22 protein-coding genes and 1 pseudogene are annotated in these 23,724 nt (G+C 70.3%); 16 read left to right on the top strand and 7 right to left on the bottom strand.

Annotation, left to right across the window (positions count from 1 at the left end; all coding sequences use genetic code 11):
- Positions 1–60 precede the first annotated feature (60 nt).
- Genes K313_RS0113330 through K313_RS0113320 form a run of 3 tightly spaced genes read left to right on the top strand, consistent with a single transcriptional unit; the run spans position 61 to position 3,229 of the window.
- Entirely contained in the window at positions 61–1,065 is a 1,005-nt protein-coding gene (locus K313_RS0113330; RefSeq protein WP_029212018.1) for a Gfo/Idh/MocA family protein, read from the top strand.
- A 44-nt stretch (positions 1,066–1,109) separates the two neighbouring features.
- Positions 1,110–1,976: a sugar phosphate isomerase/epimerase family protein gene (locus K313_RS0113325; protein ID WP_029212017.1), complete on the top strand. Its 867-nt coding sequence runs from the start codon at positions 1,110–1,112 to the stop codon at positions 1,974–1,976.
- Complete coding sequence (locus K313_RS0113320; RefSeq protein ID WP_029212016.1) at positions 1,973–3,229, top strand: Gfo/Idh/MocA family protein; 1,257 nt, start codon at positions 1,973–1,975, stop codon at positions 3,227–3,229. Before K313_RS0113325 ends, K313_RS0113320 begins: the two co-directional genes overlap by 4 nt.
- Positions 3,230–3,341: 112 nt before the next feature.
- On the opposite strand, the gene K313_RS0113315 is transcribed toward K313_RS0113320, so the two are convergent.
- Together K313_RS0113315 and K313_RS0113310 are read right to left on the bottom strand one after the other, a co-directional pair.
- Entirely contained in the window at positions 3,342–3,563 is a 222-nt protein-coding gene (locus tag K313_RS0113315) for a hypothetical protein (RefSeq protein ID WP_019286848.1), read from the bottom strand.
- 144 nt (positions 3,564–3,707) lie between these two features.
- Complete coding sequence (locus tag K313_RS0113310; protein ID WP_019286847.1) at positions 3,708–3,929, bottom strand: hypothetical protein; 222 nt, start codon at positions 3,927–3,929, stop codon at positions 3,708–3,710.
- 286 nt (positions 3,930–4,215) lie between these two features.
- Here K313_RS0113310 and K313_RS0113305 point away from each other — a divergent pair, with 286 nt between their 5' ends.
- The 4 genes from K313_RS0113305 (at position 4,216) to K313_RS0113290 (ending at position 7,495) form a co-directional block, all read left to right on the top strand.
- Entirely contained in the window at positions 4,216–4,404 is a 189-nt protein-coding gene (locus K313_RS0113305) for a hypothetical protein (protein ID WP_029212015.1), read from the top strand.
- Positions 4,405–4,545: 141 nt separating this feature from the next.
- Positions 4,546–5,532, top strand: coding sequence for a substrate-binding domain-containing protein (locus K313_RS0113300; protein WP_034253185.1), 987 nt, complete (start codon positions 4,546–4,548; stop codon positions 5,530–5,532).
- A gap of 2 nt (positions 5,533–5,534) precedes the next feature.
- The gene (locus K313_RS0113295; RefSeq protein WP_029212013.1) at positions 5,535–6,608 is read left to right on the top strand and encodes an ABC transporter permease; all 1,074 of its coding nucleotides are present in this window, start codon (positions 5,535–5,537) and stop codon (positions 6,606–6,608) included.
- On the top strand, positions 6,605–7,495 hold the full coding sequence (locus K313_RS0113290; protein WP_029212012.1) for an ATP-binding cassette domain-containing protein: 891 nt from the start codon (positions 6,605–6,607) through the stop codon (positions 7,493–7,495). The genes K313_RS0113295 and K313_RS0113290 overlap by 4 nt, the downstream gene beginning before the upstream one ends.
- A gap of 123 nt (positions 7,496–7,618) precedes the next feature.
- Here K313_RS0113290 and K313_RS0113285 read toward each other — a convergent pair whose 3' ends face one another.
- Positions 7,619–8,437 carry a TIM barrel protein gene (locus K313_RS0113285; RefSeq protein WP_029212011.1) on the bottom strand — a complete coding sequence of 273 codons (819 nt, stop codon included), beginning with the start codon at positions 8,435–8,437 and terminating at the stop codon, positions 7,619–7,621.
- A gap of 117 nt (positions 8,438–8,554) precedes the next feature.
- Between K313_RS0113285 and K313_RS21105 the strand changes: the two genes are divergently transcribed.
- The gene (locus K313_RS21105) at positions 8,555–10,012 is read left to right on the top strand and encodes a sugar porter family MFS transporter (protein WP_240483981.1); all 1,458 of its coding nucleotides are present in this window, start codon (positions 8,555–8,557) and stop codon (positions 10,010–10,012) included.
- Positions 10,013–10,676: 664 nt separating this feature from the next.
- Here K313_RS21105 and K313_RS0113275 read toward each other — a convergent pair.
- The gene (locus K313_RS0113275; protein WP_029212010.1) at positions 10,677–11,462 is read right to left on the bottom strand and encodes an SDR family oxidoreductase; all 786 of its coding nucleotides are present in this window, start codon (positions 11,460–11,462) and stop codon (positions 10,677–10,679) included.
- Entirely contained in the window at positions 11,462–12,697 is a 1,236-nt protein-coding gene (locus K313_RS0113270) for a phytanoyl-CoA dioxygenase family protein (RefSeq protein WP_029212009.1), read from the bottom strand. The genes K313_RS0113275 and K313_RS0113270 overlap by 1 nt, the downstream gene beginning before the upstream one ends.
- A 115-nt stretch (positions 12,698–12,812) precedes the next feature.
- Between K313_RS0113270 and K313_RS0113265 the strand changes: the two genes are divergently transcribed.
- The gene (locus tag K313_RS0113265) at positions 12,813–13,874 is read left to right on the top strand and encodes a LacI family DNA-binding transcriptional regulator (RefSeq protein ID WP_029212008.1); all 1,062 of its coding nucleotides are present in this window, start codon (positions 12,813–12,815) and stop codon (positions 13,872–13,874) included.
- A gap of 70 nt (positions 13,875–13,944) precedes the next feature.
- Here K313_RS0113265 and iolG read toward each other — a convergent pair whose 3' ends face one another.
- Complete coding sequence (gene iolG, locus K313_RS0113260; RefSeq protein ID WP_029212007.1) at positions 13,945–14,958, bottom strand: inositol 2-dehydrogenase; 1,014 nt, start codon at positions 14,956–14,958, stop codon at positions 13,945–13,947.
- A gap of 84 nt (positions 14,959–15,042) precedes the next feature.
- Between iolG and K313_RS0113255 the strand changes: the two genes are divergently transcribed.
- From K313_RS0113255 to K313_RS0113245, 3 genes are read left to right on the top strand one after another with little or no spacing between them, the layout of a single operon-like run.
- Positions 15,043–16,068 carry a Gfo/Idh/MocA family protein gene (locus tag K313_RS0113255; RefSeq protein WP_029212006.1) on the top strand — a complete coding sequence of 342 codons (1,026 nt, stop codon included), beginning with the start codon at positions 15,043–15,045 and terminating at the stop codon, positions 16,066–16,068.
- 40 nt (positions 16,069–16,108) lie between these two features.
- Complete coding sequence (locus K313_RS0113250) at positions 16,109–17,497, top strand: mycothione reductase (protein ID WP_029212005.1); 1,389 nt, start codon at positions 16,109–16,111, stop codon at positions 17,495–17,497.
- The gene (locus K313_RS0113245; protein WP_029212004.1) at positions 17,494–17,706 is read left to right on the top strand and encodes a hypothetical protein; all 213 of its coding nucleotides are present in this window, start codon (positions 17,494–17,496) and stop codon (positions 17,704–17,706) included. The genes K313_RS0113250 and K313_RS0113245 overlap by 4 nt, the downstream gene beginning before the upstream one ends.
- Before the next feature lie 52 nt (positions 17,707–17,758).
- Here the strand turns inward: K313_RS0113245 and K313_RS0113240 are convergent, their stop codons facing one another.
- A complete protein-coding gene (locus tag K313_RS0113240; RefSeq protein WP_029212003.1) occupies positions 17,759–19,108 on the bottom strand; it encodes an MATE family efflux transporter in 1,350 nt (449 codons plus the stop codon).
- Positions 19,109–19,768: 660 nt separating this feature from the next.
- On the opposite strand from K313_RS0113240, the gene dnaB reads away from it, so the two are divergent.
- From dnaB to K313_RS21095, 4 genes and pseudogenes are all read left to right on the top strand, one after another.
- Positions 19,769–21,589, top strand: coding sequence for a replicative DNA helicase (gene dnaB, locus K313_RS0113230; protein WP_084412834.1), 1,821 nt, complete (start codon positions 19,769–19,771; stop codon positions 21,587–21,589).
- 144 nt (positions 21,590–21,733) lie between these two features.
- Positions 21,734–22,552, top strand: a complete 819-nt coding sequence (locus tag K313_RS21100; RefSeq protein ID WP_084412832.1) for a TnsA-like heteromeric transposase endonuclease subunit — start codon at positions 21,734–21,736, stop codon at positions 22,550–22,552.
- A complete protein-coding gene (locus tag K313_RS0113220) occupies positions 22,549–23,415 on the top strand; it encodes a hypothetical protein (protein WP_156911396.1) in 867 nt (288 codons plus the stop codon). The genes K313_RS21100 and K313_RS0113220 overlap by 4 nt, the downstream gene beginning before the upstream one ends.
- A 125-nt stretch (positions 23,416–23,540) precedes the next feature.
- Positions 23,541–23,724: pseudogene (locus K313_RS21095) on the top strand (IS256 family transposase); the annotation flags it as partial.

Below are 23,724 nucleotides of genomic sequence, written 5' to 3'. Positions count from 1 at the left end.
AGCTGCAAACCAGACCCGCGAGCCAGACAGCGAATCACCAGCAGAGAGAGACGACTTCACATGACTGTGCGCATCGGCATGATCGGCCCCGGCGGCATGGGGCAGGCCCACATCGACCGCATCCGCAGCGTGATCGCGGGCGGCGAGGTCGTGGCGATCTCCGACATCGCGGAGGACAACGTCAAGACCGTGGCCAGCACGTATGGCGTCAAGGGGTACACCGACAGCGCCGAGCTCATCGCGGACCCCGACGTCGACGCGGTGATGATCTGCTCGTTCGGGCCGGCCCACGAGGCCGACGTCATCGCCTGCATCGAGGCGGGCAAGCGGGTCTTCTGCGAGAAGCCGATGACGCCCGACGCCCAGGGCGCCCTCACCATCATGGACGCCGAGCAGCGGGCCGGGCGCAAGCTCGTCACCGTCGGGTTCATGCGCCGCTTCGACGAGTCCTACCGCCAGATGAAGGCGATCCTCGACTCCGGCGAGGTGGGGGAGACGCTCATCGTCCACAACCGGCACCGCAACCCCACGGTGCCGGAGCGCTACACGTGGGACATGGCGATCAACGACACCGGCATCCACGAGATCGACACGATGCGGTGGCTCACCGGCGAGGAGATCGTCCGGGTGCGCGTGGACACGCCCAAGAGGACGACGAAGCGGTTCGAGCACCTGCAGGACCCGCTGATCCTCATCATGCACACCGAGTCGGGGATCTGGATCGACGACGAGATCTTCGTCAACAACCAGCACTCCTACGACATCCAGTGCGAGGCCGTCGCCGAGACGGGCACCATCCGCCTCTCGGACCAGCACCTGATCGAGCGCACCGGGACGGTCGGCCGCTCCAACGCGCTGACGATGGACCACAACGAGCGCTTCGGCGGCGCCTTCGTCCGCGAGGTGCAGGAGTGGATCACCGCGGTCTCCCGGGACGAGCACACGGGGTCCAGCGCGTGGGACGGCTACGCGGCGGCGTGCGTGTGCGACGCCGGCGTGCGGGCCCTCACCGAGGATGGTGAGGTCGCCGTCGAGATGATCGACAAGCCCGCCCTCTACGCCTGACCGCCACGCGATCGTCATACGGTCACGACCCCTGGGAGACAACGATGGTCAAGATCCTGCTGGACCCGTCCATGTATCACCCGCACCTCACGGTCGCGGAGGAGTGCCGCAAGGCCGCCGACCTCGGCTACGAGTTTCTCGAGCTGTCGCCGCGGGCGGACTTCCACGAGTGGCACCACTATCCCAAGGTCGACGACGCCGAGATCGCCAAGGTCAAGCGGGCCATGGCCGAGACGGGCGTCCAGATCTGGACGTTCAACCCGGTCTACAACTGGTCGGCGCCGGACGAGCAGGACCGCCAGCACGCGGTGCGCTGCTTGCGGCGGCTCCTCGAGATCGCCGACGACCTCGAGGTGCCGATGATCGCGACCGAGCTGTCCGGCGACCCGAACGACCCGCTGCGCAGCGAGGCCCAGTTCTACAAGAGCATCGAGGAGCTCGTCCCCGACTTCGAGCGGCACGGGATCGAGTGCACGATCGAGGCGCACCCCTACGACTTCGTCGAGACCAACGAGCGCGCCGTGCAGATCGTCCGCGGGGTCAACAAGCCGTGGTTCAACTACGAGTTCTGCTGCCCCCACATGTTCCACCTGTCCCAGGGGGCGGGGGACGCGCGGGCGATGATGGCGTATGCCGGGGAGCGGCTGCGGCACGTGCACGTCGCCGACGTCTACAACCACCTCGCGAACGTCGGCAACCGCTACATCGTCAACCCGCCCGGCGTGGACGCCCGCATCCACCAGCACAACGAGATCGGCAACGGCGAGGTGCCGTGGGACGAGGTCTTCGGCTACCTGCGCGAGACCCGTTATGACGGACCGGTGTCGGTCTGCGTCTTCGGCTGGGAGGAGCAGATGGACGAGGTGCACGTGCGGATGCGCGAGCGGATCGAGAAGGAGCTGGACGCGTGACCGAGGCACCCATCGAGGCCCGCCCGGACACGCCGGCGGTCGACAACTCCGGCTCCGCGCCGTCGCCGATCCGCGAGCTGGGCATCGGCGTCATCAGCTTCGGGTGGATGGGGCGGCTGCACACGCGGGCCTACGCCTCGCTGCCCGAGCGCTACCCGGAGCTGCGGGTGCGCCCGCGGCTCGTGGCCGTGGCCGACCCCGTGCAGGGGGCGCGGTCGGCCGCGGTCGAGCAGTTCGGCTTCGCCGGGTCGTATGCCGACTACCGCGACCTGCTGGCCGATCCCGCCGTCGAGGCGGTGTCGATCTGCGCGCCCAACTTCCTGCACCGCGAGATCGCCCTCGCGGCCGTGGCGGCGGGCAAGCCCTTCTGGATCGAGAAGCCCATGGGCGTCTCGGCCGAGGAGTCCCGTGAGATCGCCTGCGCCGCAGCCGAGGCCGGGCTCGTGACCGGCGTGGGGTTCAACTACCGCCAGGCGCCGGGGGTGCAGTTCGCGCGGCAGCTGATCCGCGACGGGCGGCTCGGGCGGGTCACCAACGTGCGCGTCTGGCTGATCGCGGACTACGCGAGCGACCCGGACGGGCCGCTGACCTGGCGCTACGACCGCGGCCGGGCCGGCGCGGGCGTGGTCGGTGACCTCATGTCGCACGGCATCGACCTCGCGCAGTTCCTCGTGGGGCGCGTCGCCGAGGTCGCCGCCATGACCGACACCTTCATCACCGACCGCCCCATCCCGCTGGAGCAGGGCATCGGCCACGCCAGGGTCCGCGTCTCGGACGAGCGCGGCCCCGTCGGCAACGAGGACTACGTCGGGATGCTCGCCCGCTTCGACTCCGGGGTGGTCGGCACCCTCGAGGCGTCGCGCGTGGCCCGGGGCCCGCGCGCCGAGTACGTCGTGGAGGTCTACGGCACAGGCGGATCCGTGCGCTGGAACTTCGAGGACATGTCCAAGGTGCAGGTCCTGCTCGGCGACGGCGGGGACGTGCACGGCTACACCACCGTCATGGCCGGGCCGCAGCACGGCGCCTACGCCCGCTTCCAGCCCGGCCCCGGCCAGAACCTCTCCTTCGACGACCTCAAGGTCGTGGAGGGGCGGGACTTCGTCGAGTCGGTGCTGTCCGGCGAGCAGGTCGCCCCGTCCGCGGCGGACGCGTGGTCCGCGGCCGAGGTCGACGAGGCGGTCGTGCGAGCTGCGGCGAGCCGCGCGTGGGAGTCGGTGCCGCCGGTGAGCGGGCGGACGACATACGACGCCTGAGTCCGTCGGCGGAGGCTCCGTGTGTGCGACTCCCCGGCCGACCACGGTCCGCGCCAGGACGACGTGAGCCCCCTCTCCCGGGTCGGGAGAGGGGGCTCACGGGAGCGGCCGGTCAGGCGTGGCTGAGCTCGCGGGCGTTCCAGGTCAGGAAGAGCGCGACGGTGCCGGCGAGCGGCAGCAGGGCGCTGAGCAGGATCGGGGCGGACGCGAGCACGCCCCCGACGACCGTCAGGACGACGGCGAGGGTGGCCAGCAGGGCGGCCTGCACGGCCAGGGCGTTGTGGGTGGTCTGCGTCTGCGCGGTGCGGACGTCGGCGACGTGGGTGTTGGTCATGAGTCCTTCTCTCTGCCGGAGGACGAGGAGGCCCGAGGGCCTCGGTCCTGCACGGCCGTCGTGTCGTGCCAGCGGGTGCCGGCACATCAGGTCTGGGGCGCCGTTCGCCTGGTCAGCGGGCGTATGGCGGGGGCGGGGTCGCCGTCAGATGCGAAAGACGCCCTGGTAGCTCGCGACGCCCGCGAGCACCACGGTGCCCACGACGGGCACGATGGCGGCGACGATCAGCTGGGGGGAGGCGAGCAGCGTCCCGGCGACCACGAGGGCGATGGTGATCAGGGCCAGCGTGACGGCCAGGCTCAGGGTGGACGGGGTCGCGGCCCTGGCCTCGTCGTCGATCTGCGCGGGGGCGGTCAGGTCGGTCATGTGGCGGGGCAACTCATCCTGCTCTCCGCCGCGCACGAGCGGATCCCGATGGGCTCGCCCTGCACGGCCATCGTGGGTGCCAGCTCATGTGCTGACAAATATAAGTCTACGCAAGACCCCCCACGCTTGGCAAACGTATGACGAATCCCGTCGTCCGTGCTGGATGACGCGTCTCGATATCGTCAAGACCTGTAAATGTCCGGACAAAGTCTTGACGTGGCCCGGGTCACTCGGTGAAGGTGGTGCCAGCCCGGGTGAGCCCTCGCCCACGTCTCGAAGGAGAGACATGCGCATCGCAGTCATCGGCGTCAGCCGCATCGGTCGCATCCATGCCGCGAACCTGCGCGACCTCCCCGAGGTCGAGGAGGTCGTCCTCGCCGACGCCGTCCCCGGGGTCGAGCGCCCCGTGGCCTGCGACCTCTCCCGGCGCCGCGGGGCGCCCGTCCGCCTCGAGGAGATCCCCGACACGAGGTGACGACTCGCCAACGGTTCGGTCCGACCCGCCACCCTGACGACCCGTCGGCAGGACAAACGCATAGTTTGTCACCAACCACATCACCACCCGCACCACCCGCCCGGAGCGCGACGACGCTGCTCCGTCACGAGAGGCACCACGATGAATCGCACCGTCAAGACCACCCTGACACTGGCGCTCGCCACGTCGACGGCCCTCACCATGGCGGCCTGCAGCTCGACCGGTGGCAAGCAGACCACCGAGTCCGCGGCCGGTGGCGCGGCCAAGGCCAAGACCATGACCGTCGCGATGGTCACCCACGCCGCCGCCGGCGACACCTTCTGGGACCTCGTGCGCAAGGGCGCCGAGGACGCCGCGGCCAACGACGGCGTGACCCTGACCTACACCTCCGACCCGGACGGCGCCAACCAGGCCAACCTCGTCAAGCAGGCCGTGGACAAGAAGGTCGACGGCATCGCCGTCACCCTCGCCAAGCCCGAGGCCATGGCCGGCAACGTCAAGGCCGCCACCGATGCCAAGATCCCGGTCGTCGCCCTCAACGCCGGCAGCGACGCGTGGAAGGCCATGGGCGTCACCAGCTTCTTCGGCCAGGACGAGAAGGTCGCGGGCCAGGCGGCGGGCGAGCGGCTCACCAAGGAGGGCGCCATCAAGGTCCTCTGCGTGATCCAGGAGCAGGGCCACGTCGGGCTCGAGTCCCGCTGCGACGGCGTCAAGGCCGGCTTCCCCCAGACCGAGAAGCTCTACGTCAACGGCACCGACATGGGCGACGTCCAGTCCAAGGTCACCGCCAAGCTCCAGCAGGACAAGGACGTCACGCACGTCATGATGCTCGGCGCACCGTTCGCCATGACGGCGATCAAGTCGATCGAGGAGTCCGGCAGCCAGTCCAAGCTCGTGGCCTTCGACATGAACAAGGACATCGTCGCCCAGATCAAGGCCAACAAGGTCACCTGGGCCGTCGACCAGCAGCCCTACCTGCAGGGCTACCTCGCCGTCGACTCCCTGTGGCTCCACAAGACCAACGGCAACGAGATCGGCGGCGGCCAGGCCGTCCTGACGGGCCCGTCCTTCGTGGACAGCAGCAACGTCGCCGCCGTCGAGAAGTTCGCCGCCAACGGGAAGCGCTGACCATGTCGACCTCCACCACCACCCCGTCCACGGCACCCGAGCCGGCGACCCAGGCCCAGGCCGGCGACGACCGCGTCGGGCGCCGGTCCCCGGTCAACCTGCTGCTCCGCCGCCCCGAGATCGGCTCCCTCATCGGCGCCCTCGCCGTGTTCGCGCTGTTCGTGGCCATCGCACCGGCCTTCCGCAACATCAGCAACGTCGGCACCATCCTCTACGGCTCCGCCACGATCGGGATCATGGCCGTGGGCGTCGCCGTCCTCATGATCGGCGGCGAGTTCGACCTGTCCACGGGCGTCGCCGCCACGACGTCCGGGCTCACCGCGGCCCTGGCCTCGTGGAACTTCGGCCTCAACGTGTGGGTCGGCGTGATCCTCGCGCTCGTCGTCTCCCTGGCCATCGGCGCCTTCAACGGCTGGCTGCTGATGCGGACGGGCCTGCCGAGCTTCCTGGTCACCCTCGGCACCTTCTTCGTGCTGCAGGGCGCCAACCTCGGCATCACCCGACTGGTCACCGGCAACGTCGCCTCGACGTCGATCACCGACATGCAGGGATGGGACTCCGCCAAGGCCGTGTTCGCCACGACCTTCACCATCGGCACGGTCAGCATCAAGATGCTCGTGCTGTTCTGGATCGTGCTGACCGCGATCGCGGCATACGTGCTGCTCCGCACCCGCGTCGGCAACTGGATCTTCGCCGTCGGCGGCGACGCCGCCGCGGCCCGCGCCGTCGGTGTCCCCGTCACGGCAGTCAAGATCGGGATGTTCATGTTCGTCGGGTTCTGCGCCTGGATGCTCGGGATGCACCTGCTGTTCGAGTACTCCGTGGTGCAGTCCGGCGAGGGCGTCGGCAAGGAGTTCATCTTCATCATCGCCGCGGTCGTCGGCGGCTGCCTGCTCACCGGCGGCTACGGCTCCGTGGTCGGGGCCGCGATCGGCGCGCTGGTGTTCGGCATGACCCAGCTGGGCATCAACTACGCCAACTGGAACCCGGACTGGTTCCGGACCTTCCTCGGGGTGCTGCTGCTCGTCGCCACCCTGGTCAACATGTACGTCAAGAGAAGGGCGGACGCGGCATGAGCGCGACCAAGACCGCACCGACGCACGAAGGCGGCCCCACCACGGCCATCCTGGAGATGCGCGACTGCGGCAAGAGCTATGGCAACATCCAGGCGCTGCGAGGCGTCTCGATGTCCGTCCGTCAGGGCGAGGTCACCTGCGTCCTCGGCGACAACGGCGCCGGCAAGTCCACGCTGATCAAGATCATGGCGGGGCTGCACGACTACAACGTCGGCGAGATGTTCGTCAACGGCGAGCAGCGGCACTTCTCCTCGCCGCGCGAGTCGCTGGGCAGCGGCATCGCCACCGTCTACCAGGACCTGGCGCTCGCCCCGCTGATGTCCGTGTGGCGCAACTTCTTCCTCGGCAACGAGCTCAAGAAGGGCTTCTTCGGGATGGACATCCCCACCATGAAGCGCGTCTGCGGCGAGGAGCTCACCAAGATGGGGATCGTCATCCCCGACCTGGACCGCCCCATCGGCAGCCTCTCGGGAGGCCAGAAGCAGTGCATCGCGATCGCCCGCGCCATCTACTTCGGCGCCAAGGTGATCATCCTCGACGAGCCCACCGCGGCGCTCGGCGTCAAGCAGTCCGGCGTGGTGCTGAAATACATCATGAAGGCGCGTGACGCCGGCCTCGGCGTCGTCTTCATCACCCACAACCCGCACCACGCCTACCTCGTCGGCAACCACTTCGTGATCCTCAAGCTGGGCCGCGTGGTCCTCGACGCCCACCGCGACGAGGTCACCCTGGACGAGCTGACGGAGGAGATGGCGGGCGGCAAGGAGCTCGCCGACCTCTCGCACGAGCTGCGCGCGGCGGACCCCGGCAAGGTCGTCGACCCGAGCACCGTGAAGCACGGTGGGATCGACGCGCCCACGGTCGACATCCCCAAGGTCCGCGACTAGGGCCGCGCGGGGAGGTTCGCGCTCGTCGAGAGGCGACAGATGGGGGTCATCCGAGCCGGTTGACCCCCATCTGTCGCCTCTCGACGCGTGCTCGCGGCTCGCCCTGGCGGCGGGGCGGCTGGGTCAGAGGGTGAAGGCCTCGCGGAAGCGCTCGAGCGCCACCTCGCTGTCGCCGGACGCCCACCCCTCGAGGGCGACCACACCGGCATACCCCATCTCGGCCAGGGCCCGCGCCACACCCGGATAGCTGATCTCACCCGTCCCCGGCTCGCACCGCCCGGGCACGTCGGCCACCTGGATCTCGCCGATGAGATCGCCTGCGCGGCGGCACAGCTCGATCAGGTTCCCCTCGCCGATCTGCGCGTGATAGAGGTCGAGGTTCATGCGCAGCGCCGGCGACCCGACCGACTCCAGCAGGGTGATCACGTCCGCCGCCCGGGCGAACGGCACGCCGGGGTGGTCGACGTCGAGGTTGAGGTTCTCCAGCTGGAAGGTCACGCCCTCGCTCTCGCCCAGGGCGGCCACGCGACGCAGCGTCCGCTCGGCGGCGAGCCAGTCGCGAGGCGTCACGACCGTCTGCGGGCGGTTCGGCATACCACCCTCCCCGAGGCCCGTGCCGTGCAGGTTGAGGTGCGGGTCGCCGAGGCGATGGGCCACGGCCACCGACTCCCGGGCGGTGCGCAGCAGCTCGTCCGCGCCCGCGGGGTCGATGAGCTCGCCGTGCGTGTAGCCCGTCATCGAGGTGAACCGGGCGCCCGTCGCCGCGAGCGCGTCGATGTCCTTGGTCGTCCAGTCCCACAGCTCGACCGCGAAGCCCAGCTCGTGCAGCCGGCGCACACGGTCCAGGTGGGGCAGGTCGAGCAGCTGCATCTCGGAGCACACCGCGAGGTCGAACCCCGGGTGCTGCGAGGCGCCCGCGAGCGGTGCTGAGGTGGTGGTCATGCCGACTCCTTCGTCCTCAAACGGTGTGAGGTCAAATGTAAGGACAATCTATTGACATTGTCCACGCCTGCGCCTTCACTTGTGATAGCGATACGAGCAAGGACGCTACGAATCCGCGTGCTGCGGAAGGCAGAAGGAGACGAGGATGTCCCACGGCAGTCCCACCAGCAGTCCCAGCGGGGTGACGCTACCGCCCTCCGACCGGGCCCGCACCAGCGGCGCCTGGACCTGATCGCCGTCGTCGCGACGTTCGGCGGTCTGCTGTTCGGCTACGACACGGGCGTGATCAACGGCGCCCTCGAGCCCATGAAGACGGACCTCGGCCTGACCACCGTCACCGAGGGTCTGGTGACGGCGTCGCTGCTCATCGGCGCCGCGGTCGGAGCGCTCGTCTCGGGCGTGCTCAACGACAACCTGGGCCGCAAGAAGACCCTGACCCTGATCGCCGTCGTGTTCTTCGTCGGCACGCTGGGCTGCGTCTTCACGCCGGGGCTCTCGATCATGCTCGTCTCTCGCTTCGTCCTCGGCCTCGCGGTCGGCGCGGCGTCGGCCACAGTCCCCGTCTATCTGTCCGAGCTCGCCCCCACCGAGCGCCGTGGCACCCTCAGCGGGCGCAACGAGCTCGCGATCGTACTCGGGCAGATGCTGGCCTTCATCATCAACGCGATCATCGCCAGCGTCTGGGGTCAGCACGAGGGGGTCTGGCGCTACATGCTCGCGGTGTGCGCCGTCCCCGCGGTGTTCCTGTTCTTCGGGATGCTCCGTATGCCGGAGTCCCCGCGCTGGCTCATCTCGAAGGGTCGCTACGACGAGGCGCTGCAGGTGCTCCTGGAGGTCCGCAACGAGGACCGCGCCCGCGCCGAGCTCGGCGAGGTGGAGCAACTGGCCGATGAGGAGGCCGAGTCCCACAAGGGCGGCTGGTCCGACATGGCCGTCCCGTGGATCCGTCGACTGGTGATCATCGGCTGCGGCCTGGCCGCCGCGCAGCAGGTCACGGGCATCAACTCGATCATGTACTACGGCACCCAGCTGCTCACCGAGGCGGGCTTCTCGGCCAGCGCGGCGATCATCGCCAACGTCGCCAACGGGGTCCTCGCGGTCGTCGGCACCGCGCTGTGCTTGTTCGTGGTGATCGACAAGGTCCACCGCCGCAAGCTCATCATCATCGGGTTCTGCGCCACGACGACGATCCACGGCCTCATCACCCTCGCGGCGACGATCCTCCCGGCGGGCACCACCCGCGCCTGGGTCATCCTGGTGCTCTGCGTGACCTTCGTGTTCTTCATGCAGTGCTGCCTCAACGCGCCGGTCTGGGTCGCCCTGTCCGAGATGTTCCCGCTGCGGATCCGGGGCTTCGGGATGGGGATCTCCATCTTGTGCATGTGGCTGGTCAACGCCGCGCTGACCTTCTCCTTCCCCGTGATCGTGGGCAAGGCCGGCCTGCAGGGGATGTTCGGCCTGTTCTTCGTGATCGGCCTGGCGGCGATCTTCTTCCTGTGGAAGATGCTGCCCAACACCAGCGGTCGCTCCCTCGAGGAGCTCGAGGAGAGCTTCTCCCGGGGCGAGTTCGTCTGAGCCGTATGACGAGAGGCGGGGTGTCGGTGATCCGGCGGCCCGCCTCTCGCGTGCCCACCGCGAGCGCGCCGGCCTCCCGCGTGGCTGGTGTCATCGATCTGCGTGCAGGAGGTGACCCGTCGGGTCGCGGCGAGCTCTCAAACGGCGGGCTAACCGGACGGGTGCGCCCCGAGGGGTCAGTTGCTGTCGAGTGTGGGCGGGTTAGCGGGCTCGGTGCGCCCCGAGGGGTCAGTTGGTGTCGAGTGTGGCGCCCGGCCCCGAGCCCGGCCTCTCGCGTGCCCGCGGTGAGCGAGTCGGGTGCAGGAAGTGACCCGTCGGGTCGCGGGGGGCTCTCGAACGTTGGGTCAAACGATCGGGTGCGCCCCAAGGGGTCAGTTGCTGTCGGGTGCGGCGGGGTGGAGTGGCGGTCGGCGTCCCGAGGGGTCAGTTGGTGTCGGGTGCGGCGGCCCGGCCCCCGAGCCGGGTCTCTCGCGTGCTCGCCGTGAGGCGAGTCGGGTGCAGGAAGTGACCCGTCGGGTCGCGGGGGGCTCCCGAACGTCGGGTCAACGGCCGGGTGCGCCCCGAGGGGTCAGTTGTTGTCGGGTGTGGGCGGGTTAGCGGGCTTGGTGCGCCCCGACGGGTCACTTGTTGTCGGGTGCGGCGGGGACGGGGTGGGTGGGGGACGTCAGTCGTGGGCGCCGGGGACGGTCTGGTCCCAGTCGATGACGGAGCCGGTCACGACGCCGCTGCGGTCGGACAGCAGGTAGACGACCATGTCGGCGATCTCGTCGACCTGCCCCAGCTTGCCCATGGGGAGGGCGGCGGAGGCTTCCTCGAGCCACCCGTCCTGCGCACCGTGGAAGCGCCGCTGCACCTCGTCCTCGCCCGGCGTCTCGGTCCAGCCGATGTTGAGGCCGTTGATGCGGATCCGGTCGAAGCGGTGGGCGTACGCCGCGTTGCGGGTCAGTCCCGCCAGCCCGGCCTTGGAGGCGACGTAGGGCGCGAGGTAGGGCTGGCCGCCGTGGGAGGACATGGTCAGCACGTTGACGATCGTGCCGGGGGCGCCCCGGCGGCGCATGTCCTCGACGGCCGCCTGCATCGTGAAGAACGGCGCCACGAGGTTGACCGAGAGGTGCTGCTGCAGCAGCTCGGGGGTGGTGTCGAGCAGCGACCCGCGCGAGGTGAGGCCGGCGGCGTTGACGAGCCCGTCGACCCGGCCGAAGCGCTCGACCGTCGCGGTGACCGAGGCGCGTGCCTGGTCCACGTCGGCCAGGTCGGTCTGCACGAACTCCACGCGGTGCGAGCCGTGCTCGCGTGCCAGCTCGTCGGCCGCCGCCGACCCGACGTCCGCGCGGCGCCCGGTGACGACGACGTGTGCGCCCTCGCGCAGGGCGGCCCGCGCCACGGCGGCGCCCACGCCCTGGGTGCCGCCACTGACGAGGACCACCCGGTCCTGGAGGAGCTCGCGCATCAGGCCGCGCCCCCGGTCGTGGGGCCCGCGGCCGTGGCGGCTTCGGTCGCCGCGCTCGCGAGTGGACCGGTCGACGCCGCGTCGGACGCCGAATCGAGCTCGGTCACCGGGAGCCGAGCGGCCAGCGCCGAGCGCACCCGGTCGGCCTGGCTGGGTGGCGCCATCCCGTCGACGGGCTGCTCGGCGTCCAGGTCGGCGGGGAAGGCGTAGCCCTCCGCCGACGCGGCGATCGCGTCGTGGAGGCGGGCGGTCGGCATACCGGCGTCCTGGCGGGAGAGCAGGACCGGATAGACGGCCTCGACCACGCGGCGCCGGTCGACTCGCTCCATGGCCCGGCCGAATGCCGAGGAGATCTGCAGGAGGTTGGCCATGCGGCGGATGTCGGTCGAGTGGTTGGTGCCGGCGGCGTGGAACAGCGCGGGGTTGAAGAACACGGCGTCGCCCTTGGCGAGGGGCAGCTGCACGTGGTGGTCGCGGAAGTAGTCCTGGAACTCCGGCAGCCAGTAGGCGACGTAGCCGGGCTCGTAGCGGTGCGAGTGGGGGAGGTAGAGCGTGGGGCCGCTCTCGACGGGCATGTCGACGTGGGCCACGGCGCCCTGCAGGGTCAGCATCGGCGACATGAGGTGGACGTGCCGGGGGTAGCGCTCGCTGACCTCCGGCCCGAGGAACCCCAGGTGGTAGTCGCGGTGCACGGTCTGGCCCGCCCCGCCCGGGTTGACCACGTTGACCTGCGAGGTGACCTGGTAGCCAGGACCCAGCCAGGCCGTCGCCGCCAGCGCCACGAGGTCGTTGGCGTAGTAGTCGACGAACGCCTCGGGGTCGGTGACGGCGAGCTTCTCGAGGGCGTTCCAGACGCGGTCGTTGGCGCCGGGCTTGGCGAAGTGGTCGCCCGCCACGCGGCCGGAGGCGCGCTGCTCCTCGATGATCGTGCGGAAGCCGTCGCTGACCCGGTCGACCACGTCGTGCTCGAAGGCGCCCTGCAGCACCACGATCCCGGGCCCCTCGGACAGGGCGCGGGCCAGCTCGGTCTGCACCTCGCGGGCGGCCTCGGGCCCGCCGCCGAGGGCCCCGCGCAGGTGGTCGGCGCGATAGAGCAGCACCTCCTGCTCGACGGCCTGGGCGTGCGGGTATGCCGTGACGTCGGTGCGGGCCTCGAGCACTGCGCGCAGTTCCTCGAGGCGGCAGTCCTGCGCCGTCCAGGTCGGGCTGGAAGCCGGGCGGGTCGTGGTCGGCATGGCGTCTCCTCGTCGTCGTGGTCCGTCCCTTCCATGGTGGCTCGCGGACTGGCCGTCGGCTGGGGTCAAAGACCTCAGATAGACCTCAGTCGCGGTCGGGGCCTACCGTCGGGGGATGAGGCCGCCGCACCCCCTCAAGGACATCGCCGCCCAGGCCGGCCTGTCCGAGGCCACCGTCGATCGCGCGCTGCATGGGCGCAGCAACGTGAGCGCCGCGGCCGTGCGGGCCGTCGAGCAGGCCGTGCTCGAGCTCGACCGGCAGCAGTCGCAGCTGCGGCTCGGCGCGCGCACCGTGCTGGTGGACGTCGTGATGCAGGCGCCGGCGCGGTTCACCAGCGCCGTGAGGACGGCGCTCGAGGCCGAGCTGGCGTGGGTGCGGCCAGCGGCCGTGCGGGCGAGGTTCCACCTGCGCGAGCGGGCCGACGTCGAGGAGCTCGTGGAGACGATCGACCGGGTCGGGTCGGGTGGCCGCACCTCGCAGGGGCTGCTCCTCAAGGCGCCGGACGACCCGGCCATCGCGGCGGCGGTGGACCGGGCGGCCGGGCGCGGCATACCGGTGGTCACCCTGGTCACCGACGTCCCGAGCAGCAGGCGGGTGGCGTATGTCGGACTGGACAACCAGCAGGCGGGGGCGACGGCAGCCTTCCTGGTGTCGCGCTGGCTGACCCCTCGAGGCGTGGGTGAGGGCGAGGGGCGGCGGGTGCTGGTGACGATGAGCCGCTCGACCTTCCTGGGGGAGCACGAGCGGGTGCGGGCGTTCGAGGACGAGCTGGCGGTGCTGCGGCCGGAGGAGCCCGTGCTCGTCGTGTCGGACGCAGACGGGCTCGATGCCGCCACGGGCGACCTGGTCGGGGCGGCGCTCGACGAGGAGCCGGGCGTGTGCGCGGTCTACTCCGTCGGTGGTGGCAACCGCGCCACCCTCGCCGAGCTGCGGCGACGGGGGCGACGCGTGGAGGCCTACGTCGCGCACGACCTCGACGAGGACAACGTCGCGCTGCTCCGCTCGGGGGCCATCGACGCGGTGATCCACCACGACCTGCAGAGCGACTGCCGTCGGGCCGTCCGTCAGGTGCTGCGGCACCACCGGCTGGTGTCGGGCGCCCCGCTGACCGTGCCGGCGTCGTTGGAGATCATCACGCGCTACAACCTGCCGACGCGCTGGATCGACCCGGCCTGACCGGACGGGTCAGCCCGGGTCCGACAGCGCGTCGGACCCGGGCTGCTCAGCAGCGGGTTCGGGTGACGGGTCAGGCGTCGAGGTCGACCTCGACGACGCGCCCCTCGGCGGCGGACCGGGCGGCGGCGTCGGCCAGGACCAGGGCGGCCCAGCCGTCGTGGAAACCCACCGGCACCGGCGCGTCCTCGCGGATGGCGGCGACGAACGCCGCGAGCTCGCGCTGGTAGGCCGCGGCATACCGCTCGAGGAAGAAGTTCTGGTAGGGCTCGCGCACCTCGACCGCGTCGGCGCTCCACCGGCGCACGACCGTGTCGGTGACGTTGCCGGCCTCGAGCAGCCCCTCCGAGCCGAAGGCCTCGAGCCGCTGGTCGTAGCCGTAGGCCGCGTGCCGCGAGTTGGTGATCGTCACCTGCTGGCCCTCGCGCCCGGTCAGGACCACCACCACGGAGTCGTAGTCGCCGAGACCCGCGATGTCCTCGCTGAACTGTGCCGTCCCCGAGGCGAACACGCTCACGACGTCCGGCACGAAGTGCCGCGCCATGTCGAAGTCGTGGATCGTCATGTCGCGGAAGATCCCGCCTGACACCGCGAGGTAGTCCGTCGGCGCGGGCGCGGGGTCGCGGCTGATGATGGACAGCTGCTCCAGGCGGCCGATCTCGCCCGAGGCGACCCGCGCGTGCAGCGCCGAGAAGTGCGGGTCGAAGCGACGGTTGAAGCCCAGCATGATCGGCGTGGTCGCGGCCGAGGCCTTGGCCCGCAGCGCCTCGACCCGGGCGATGTCCAGGTCGATGGGCTTCTCGCAGAGCGCGGGCTTGCCAGCGTCGATCGCCGCGTCGATGAGGTCGACGTGCGTGGCGGTGGGGGAGGCGATGATGACGGCGTCGACGTCGTCGGACGCCAGCACCTCCTCGGGGGTGGCGGCGACGCGGGCGCCGTGCAGCTCGCCCAGCGACTCGGCGGCGGCGGGCACGGCGTCGACGACGGTCGAGAGCTCGGCCCCGGGGGCCGCGGTGACGCTGAGGGCGTGGACCCGGCCGATGCGGCCGCAGCCGATCAGACCGATGCGGACGGGCTGCAGGGACATGCTCGATCTCCTTCGTTCGGCAATTGTTAGTACTATCTGACATGTCCTGGCCACTGTCCAGCCACAGTCCGAGGAGCGACACCGATGTCCTTCCCCCACAGCCTGCCCGAGCCCCGCCTGCCCGATCCCACCGGGGGTCCCGTCCTGCGCTGGGGCGTCATCGGGACGGGGTGGATCGCCGAGCGGTTCGTCGCGTCCGTCCTTCGGCATACCAACCACCAGGTGGCCGCGGTCGGGTCCCGGTCCGAGGAGGGCGCCCGCCGGTTCACCGGGCGGCACGGGGGCGAGCCCCTCGGGTCGTATGCCGAGCTGGTCGCCCACCCGCGCGTGGACGTCGTCTATGTCACGAGCCCACACCCGCAGCACGTCGAGCACGCCCTGCTGGCCATTGCGGCGGGCAAGCACGTGCTGGTCGAGAAGCCCATCGCGATCGACGCCGCCGGGGCGCGGCGGATCGCCGAGGCCGCCCGTGCCGCAGGCGTCTTCGCGATGGAGGCCATGTGGTCGCTGTGCCTGCCGAAGTTCCGCGTGATCAGCCGGCTGCTCGACGACGGCGTGCTCGGCGACCTGACGCTCGTGTCCGCCGACATCGGCGAGTACTTCCCCGACCGTCACCGCATCCACGACCCGGCGCTCGCGGGCGGCGCGATGATGGACCTCGGCACCTATCCGCTGACGCTGGCGACGTGGGTGCTCGGGGCGGCCACCGAGGTCGCCGCGCAGGGCGTTCGCGGCCCGACCGGCACGATGGCGCAGACGACGATGACGCTGCGGCACGGCGAGGCGCAGTCGGCGCTGCACGCGAGCGCCCTCGTCGAGACCCCCACCGTCGCCGCGATCAGCGGCTCCGACTCCTGGGTGTCGCTGGACGGCCCGTGGTACCAACCGGGTTCGTTCACCATGCACGGACGCGGCGGGGGACAGCTGCGTCACCTCGAGGCGGCGACCGCCCACGACGGGCTGTTCTGGGAGGCGCTCGAGGTCGCGCACTGCCTCGGCGAGGGGAGGACCGAGAGCGTCATACGGCCCCTCGACGCGACGATCGCGACCCTCGAGGCGATGGACCAGGTGAGGGCCGTGACCGACGACCGACTGGCCGGGGAGTCCTGAGGGCAGCCTGTGCTCAGCCTGCACGTCTAGGCTCGAGCGCATGGCTGACCGTCACTTCGACCTGATCATCATCGGCACGGGCTCGGGCAACTCGCTCATCACCCCCGAGCTGGCCGACCAGGACATCGCGATCCTCGAGCGGGGCACCTTCGGCGGCACCTGCCTCAACGTCGGCTGCATCCCCACCAAGATGTACGCCTACCCGGCCGACGTCATCACCTCCGCGCAGCACCTCGACCGCCTGGGCGCGTCCTTCCCGTGCGACCCGCAGGTGCGGTGGCGCGAGATCCGCGACCGGATCTTTGCCGGGCGGATCGACCAGATCGCCGCGGGCGGCGAGCAGTACCGCCGCCAGGACCCGCACATCACGGTGTTCGACGGGAGCGCACGGTTCGTCGGACCCAAGGAGATCGACACCGGCACCGGCGCGACCATCACGGCCGACCAGATCGTCGTGGCCGCCGGCTCGCGCGTCTCGATGCTCGACGTCGACGGTCTGCGCGAGGCGGCCCCCGCGCTGGGCGTCCACACCAGCGACACCGTCATGCGCATGGAGGAGCTGCCGCGCCGTCTGACGATCGTCGGCGGCGGCTTCGTGGCGGCGGAGTTCGCCCACATCTTCGACGCGTTCGGCGTCGAGGTGACCTGGCTCCAGCGCAGCGGCAGCCTGCTGCGCAAGGAGGACGACCTGATCTCGGGGCGGTTCACCGAGCTGGCGGCCGAGCGCTACGACCTGCGGCTCGGCACCCAGATCAGCGCGGCCGAGCGCCGGGACGGCGCGTGGCACCTCACGACCACCGGGCCCTCCGGGTCGGGCGAGGTCGTGGCGGACGCCGTCCTCGTCGCCACCGGGCGCGTGCCCAACGCCGACCAGCTCGGTCTCGCCGAGGTCGGCTATCGGATGGACGGACCCCGCCTGTGGGTCGACGAGCAGCAGCGCACCAGCGTCGAGGGGGTCTGGGCGCTCGGCGACATCAGCAGCCACTGGCAGCTCAAGCACGTCGCCAACCATGAGGCGCGGGTCGTCGCGCACAACCTCGCCCACCCCGACGACCTGCGGTCCAGCGACCACCGCTACGTCCCTGCCGCCGTGTTCACCCACCCGCAGATCGCGTCGGTCGGCCTGACGGAGCGCGAGCTGCAGGCGGCCGGGCGCGACTACGTCGTCAAGGTCCAGGACTACGGCGCCACGGCATACGGCTGGGCCATGGAGGACCAGGTGGGCGTCGTCAAGCTGCTCGCCGACCCCGAGACCCGGCTGCTGCTGGGCGCCCACCTCATGGGCTACCAGGCCAGCAACCTGATCCAGCCGCTGATCCAGGCGATGTCGCTGGGGACGACCGTGCCCGAGATGGCGCGCGGGCAGTACTGGATCCACCCCGCGATCATGGAGGTCGTCGAGAACGCCCTGCTGGGTCTCGAGCTGTGATCCTCGGCTTCGTCGCCTCGGTGGTCGGCATGCTCCTGTATGCCGTCGCCTCCGTCTCGCAGGGCTACGCCGCGTCCCGGGCCACCGGGGCGGACGTGGTCCGGCACCCCGCCTATGTGCTCGGGCTCGGCTGCGACGGTCTCGCGTGGGTGGCCTCGCTGGTGGCGCTGCGGTCGTTGCCGCTCTTCGGCGTGCAGTGCTGGCGCTGAGCCCGACCCAGGAGGCCGTGGGCGCCTGATCCTGGGTCGGGTCGGGCTGGGGTCAGCGGGTGGCGCCGGTGACGAGCCAGGCGTCGGAGCGGGCGCGCAGGCCGAGCGCGATGCCGCGCAGGGTCATGAAGATGCTGAACCCGACCCAGAGCCACACCACGGCCGCGGGGTCGTCGAGCGGGCCGGCGACGTGCCGGACGACCAGCACGACGGGGAGATAGGCCACGAGGAGCGCGAGCTGCGCCCACGCCAGCCAGCGGGTGTCGCCGGCGCCGATCAGCACCCCGTCGAGGACGAAGACCCACCCCGAGATCGGCTGCGACAGCGCCACCACGACCAGGCCGGCGGCGAGGGCGGCCTGGGTCTCGGGGTCGCTCGTGAACAGGTGAGGCAGCACGGTGTGCAGCGCGAGGACCAGGGCGCCGAGGACCGCGCCGCCGATGAGGCCCCAGCGGATCATGAGGGTGGTGGCGGCGCGGGTGCCTGCGGTGTCCCCGGCGCCGAGGGCCTTGCCGGTCAGGGCCTGCGCGGCGATCGCCAGCGCGTCCAGGGCAAAGGTGAGGAAGCTCCACACCGTCGCGCTCACCTGGTAGGCGCCGAGCGGCACGTCACCCAGACCCGCCGCGACCCACGTGGTCAGCAGCAGGACCGTGCGCAGGGCCAGCGTGCGGATGAGCAGCGGTATGCCGCCCCGCGCGGCCACCAGCACCCGTCCCGGATGCGGGCGCAGGGAGGCGCCGAGCCGCCGCGCTGCCCGCACCACGACGAGGATCAGGGCGATCGCCATACCCCACTGGCTGATGACCGTGCCGATGGCCGAGCCGACGATCCCGAGGTGCAGGCCGTAGACGAGCAGGACGTTGAGGACGACGTTGCACGTGAAACCAGCGACCGACACCACCAGGGGCGTGGTGGTGTCCTGGACGCCGCGGAGGATCCCGGTGGCGGCGAGGACGATCAGCATCGCGGGGATCCCGGCGGCGCTCGCGCGCAGGTAGTGCTCGGCGTGGACGAGGGCGTCCGGGCTCGCGCCGAAGGCGGCCACGAGGGGGCGGGCGAAGGTCGCGACGAGCACGCTGGTGACGAGGCCGAGGGCGGCGGCGAGCCAGACGCCGTCGAGGCCGTTGGCGACGGCACCGCGCTCGTCACCGGCACCGACGTGGCGGGCCACGATGCTCGTCGTGCCGTAGGCGAGGAAGACGAAGATGTTGGCGGCCGTCAGGAGGGCGGCGCTCGCGACGCCGAGGCCGGCGAGCTGCGGGGTGCCGAGGTGGCCGACGATGGCGCTGTCGGCGAGGAGGAAGAGCGGCTCGGCGACCAGGGCGAGGAAGGCCGGGACGGCGAGGCGGAGGATCTCGCGCGCGGGGGACGTCGGCTTCTGGGTCTCCCGGTCGCTCGCCACCCGGCGAGGATAGTCGCCGCGACGCCGGGCTCCCAGCGCGTGTCACCGCGCGATGCCAAGCGCTGGTGAACGACCGGTGACCTGCGGGTTTCGGGCGTGTCGTTGTCCACAGATGTGACTCCTGTGGCGAGCTGGTGTGGAAACCCGCAGGTCAGGACCCCGAACGATGCCTGTGAGTGACATGGCGGTGACAGGGAGCGAGATCTGGTGCTCGAGGGCGGGGGTCGGCGTGTCGCGGATGAGACGGTTTGTCCACACCGCGTCCAGCGCGCCCCAGATGGCGTAACTCGGTCGACAAATCTTCCGTGCACAGGTGGCGCTCGGCATACGTGCTGGTCACAGGGCCGGTGAAGCGGTAGGTCACGGGAAAGTCACACGCCCTCCACAGGCTTGTCCCCAGGCTTGCCCACACGTCACGGCGTGTTGTCCCCAGGTTGTCCACAACCCCCGTTTGCCCGGGCCTCCTCCCGGCCCATACCGTGGCGCAGCAGCCCGTCCGGGTGACGTGATGCGCCCAGGCCTACCAAAGTTATCCACAGGTTTGTCCACACGCGCGCGAGACCCCTTCGGAGGTCAGTGGTGGGGCAGGTATGTCAGTGGTCGGTGGTGGACTGAGACCGTGCAGGGACGGGCCGAGCAGGGCTAGACGAGGGAGCAGACGTGTCGATCGCGGAGCTGGACGACCGTCGGGACTACGGCGCCGAGCGGGGTGGACCCGGCGGCGGTGGGAGTGGCGGCGACGACCGCGTGCCGCCGCAGGACGTGCACGCGGAGCAGTCCGTCCTCGGCTCGATGATGCTGTCCAAGGACGCGATCGCCGACTGCGTCGAGACGCTGCGCGGGCTCGACTTCTATCGCCCCGCGCACGAGACGATCTACGAGGCGATCATCGACCTCTACGGTCGCGGCGAGCCGGCCGACGCCATCACCGTCGCCGACGAGCTCACCAAGCGCGGCGAGATCCAGCGCATCGGCGGCCAGGCCTACCTGCACCAGCTGATCGACGCCGTGCCGACGGCGGCCAACGCGGGCTACTACGCCGAGATCGTGCAGGAGCGCGCCGTCCTGCGCCGCCTCGTCGACGCGGGCACGCGCATCGTGCAGATGGGCTACGGCCAGGGCGGCGACGTCGAGGACATCGTCAACGCGGCGCAGGCCGAGGTCTACCAGGTCGCCGACAAGCGCGGCGGCGAGGACTACATCGCCGTGGGCGAGGTCCTCGAGGCCACGATCGACGAGATCGAGCACGCGTCGGGCAAGAACGGCGAGATGGTCGGCGTGCCCACCGGCTTCACCGAGCTCGACCAGCTCACCAACGGCCTGCACCCCGGCCAGATGATCGTGATCGCCGCGCGACCTGCCGTCGGCAAGGCGCTCGCGCTCGACACCCCCCTCGTCACGCCGACCGGCTGGACGACGATGGGTGAGGTCCAGGTCGGCGACGAGGTCATCGGCGCCGACGGCCGCCCGACGCGCGTGGTCGCGGCGACCGAGGTCATGACCGACCGGCCCTGCTACGAGGTCGCCTTCTCTGACGGCTCGACGATCGTGGCCGACGCCCAGCACCAGTGGGTCACCTCTGCGGACGGCGACGAGCAGGTGCGCACCACCGAGGAGATCGCCGGCTCGTATGACGCCGGCGGCGCGCAGCACCTCGTCCGGTCCCGTCGCGACGAGGCCGAGTGGACCATCGTGCGGCTATCGCCCGCGTCCTCGGTGCCGGTGCGTTGCATCCAGGTCGACAACGACGACCACCTCTATCTCGCGGGCCGGTCGATGATCCCGACCCACAACTCCACGCTTGCGCTCGATATCGCGCGCTCGGCGGCGATCCACAACCAGCAGGCCACCGTCCTGTTCAGCCTCGAGATGAGCAAGACCGAGATCACCATGCGTCTGCTCTCGGCCGAGGCGTCCATCCAGCTGCAGAAGCTGCGCAAGGGCGAGCTCGCCGACGACGACTGGACCAAGATCGCCCGCACGACCGGCCGGCTCAGCGAGGCGCCGTTCTTCATCGACGACTCGCCGAACATGTCGCTGATGGAGATCCGCGCCAAGTGCCGGCGGCTCAAGCAGCGCAACAACCTCAAGCTCGTGGTCATCGACTACCTGCAGCTGATGAGCTCCGGCAAGCGCGTCGAGTCCCGCCAGCAGGAGGTCTCGGAGTTCTCCCGTGCCCTCAAGCTCCTGGCCAAGGAGATCGAGGTGCCGGTGATCGCCCTGTCGCAGCTGAACCGTGGCCCCGAGCAGCGCACCGACAAGAAGCCGATGGTCTCCGACCTGCGCGAAAGCGGATCGATCGAGCAGGATGCCGACATGGTCGTCCTGCTGCATCGAGAATCCATGTACGAGAAGGAATCTCCCCGCGAGGGCGAGGCCGACGTGATCGTGGCCAAGCACCGTAACGGCCCGACCGGCACGATCGTGGTGGCCTTCCAGGGGCACTACTCCCGCTTCACCAACATGGCGACGAACTTCTAGGTGTCGAGATCGCTCCTACTTTGCACGATTGCCTACCTATGTTGCATAGCGTCCCGTCGGCGTGTCGGTTGGACCATTCGCCGTTCATGTCTCATAATCCGCCGGTCCCCGGCTGGCCGGGGGGTAACGTGCCCGTAAACAGCAGTGAGGGCGCCCCGTTGCAGCGGGACGCCCTCGGTGACAGCAAGCCTGATCAGTCCGTTTTCAGAGCAGGAGAGATGTCGTGAGCAGTGTAGTTCTCTCCGTCGTACCCAAGCTGGGTTCCACCGTGGGGTGGCAGGTCAGGGTCGATGGCGTCCCCGTGAAGTGGGACTGACCGATGGCCAGCCGGCGGTGGAGCATCTCGGGCCGGTGCGGCGGGTGCGGTCCAGCGCGTCCTCACGGCATGTCCCTGTGCGGGCGCTGTGCTCGACCACGAACACGGCGCTGCTGGTCGAGTCGGGCTTGGAGTACGAGCTGTTGACGTGGTTGGACCACCGGCGGGACATCACCTGGGTTGCCGCTCAGCCTGTAGAGCTCTCCTGGAGCGACAAGGTGCGGCACACCCCTGATCTGCTGAGTGTGGATGTGCGGGGCGCGGTGACCCTGTGGGATGCCCGCAGCAAGGAACGGCAGGACGACGACTTCTGGTTGAAGGCACGGCGCACGGCCAAGGAGTGCGAGCGTGTCGGCTGGGGCCACGAGGTCTTCGAAGGCCTGTCGGAGATCGCCGGCCTGAACCTGCGGTGGCTCGCGGGGGCTCGCCGTGCGCCGCAGTGGCTCGATGCCGTTCGCCCGCAGCTGCTGGAGCAGCTCGCGGATGGCCCGCGCACGTTGGGGGAGCTCATGGCCCTGGATGACGGGCGGGGTTTTCAGACGTCCTGCCTGTGGCACCTGATCTGGACTCAGGAGCTGGTGGTCGATCTCGATCATCTCTGGGACCAGGACACGGTGTGCCGGCGTGGCCAGGCGGTGGGCGCATGAGGCTGGAGACGGGGCTGGTGACCACCCTGGCGCCTGGGCAGCTTGTGCTGTTGCAACAGGGGCCGCGACTGATCACGGAGCTGACCGCTCGCGGGGTTCGGGTCGCAACGATGGATGGCGTGGTCGAGGACGTCCCCTGGGTCGAGCTAGAGGTCGCTCGCAACGTGTATGACGGGCGGGTTGACGCCGTCGCGAAGTCTTTGGAGGCAACTTTTCAGGGGTTGAGTGCCAGCGCGCAGGAGCTGGCGCTGGACCGGCAGGAGGTCGTGCTGACGATCCTGACGGGATTCAGGACGGGTTATGCGGCGACCGCTGGCCCGCGAGAGCCGCTGGCGGTGTTCGACCCGGCGAACGGCGTCTCCTTGTCGCGGCGGTGTCATGAGATGGCCCGGATCCTTGAAGACGAGGCCAGCGTGGACCGTCGCCGGCAGCGAGCTGCGCGAGGTGCGAAGAGGACGCCCACGGATCGGCTAGGGGCGGTCAGCGCGCGGACGTTGATGTCGTGGGTGAGCGACTATCAGGACCCGGTCAATGGGGGGGTGCTGTCCTTGATCGATGGGCGCAGCCGCCGCGCCCACCGAGACTTCGGCACGCTGGACCCGGAGCTCACTCGGGCTATCGACCAGTTGATGGAGCAGTTCGACGGCACCAACTCCATCAAGTCCGTCGACGAGCTCATGCGTCGGCTGCGAATTTCGCTGACGGTGCAGGGCCTGGGTGACATGCGGATCCCGGAGCAGACGGCTCGCCAGTACATCTCGCACCAGTTCCAGAAACGAGGGCGCACGACCAGGTCGCACACCACGAGGAAGCTGCGCGGTGTAATGGCCATGACGTCCTACCCAGCGATCCGAGAGCAATGATCAGAACCTGTGGATGGTCCTCGGCGGGGTGAACGCGATGGAGCGCACCTTCCCGGGGAAGATCTCGTAGTCACAGAACTCTGATCTGGACCGGCGTTGGCGCGCTGGTTCGGGAAGGTGCGCTCATGCTCAAGGTAGTCCACGACGTCGAGGTGTCCAACGAGTCGGCCGGTGGGTCGCTGCTTGATGAGATCGTCCGGGACGGCGCTCGGCAGATGCTTGCCGTCGCGTTGCAGGCCGAGGTCGCCGCCTACATCGACGCGTTCGTCGACGAGCTCGACGAGGCGGGTCGGCGGCTGGTGGTCCGAA

Source organism: Arsenicicoccus bolidensis DSM 15745 (assembly GCF_000426385.1).
Classification (GTDB): domain Bacteria; phylum Actinomycetota; class Actinomycetes; order Actinomycetales; family Dermatophilaceae; genus Arsenicicoccus; species Arsenicicoccus bolidensis.
This window is presented reverse-complemented; position numbering and strand designations above follow the sequence as displayed.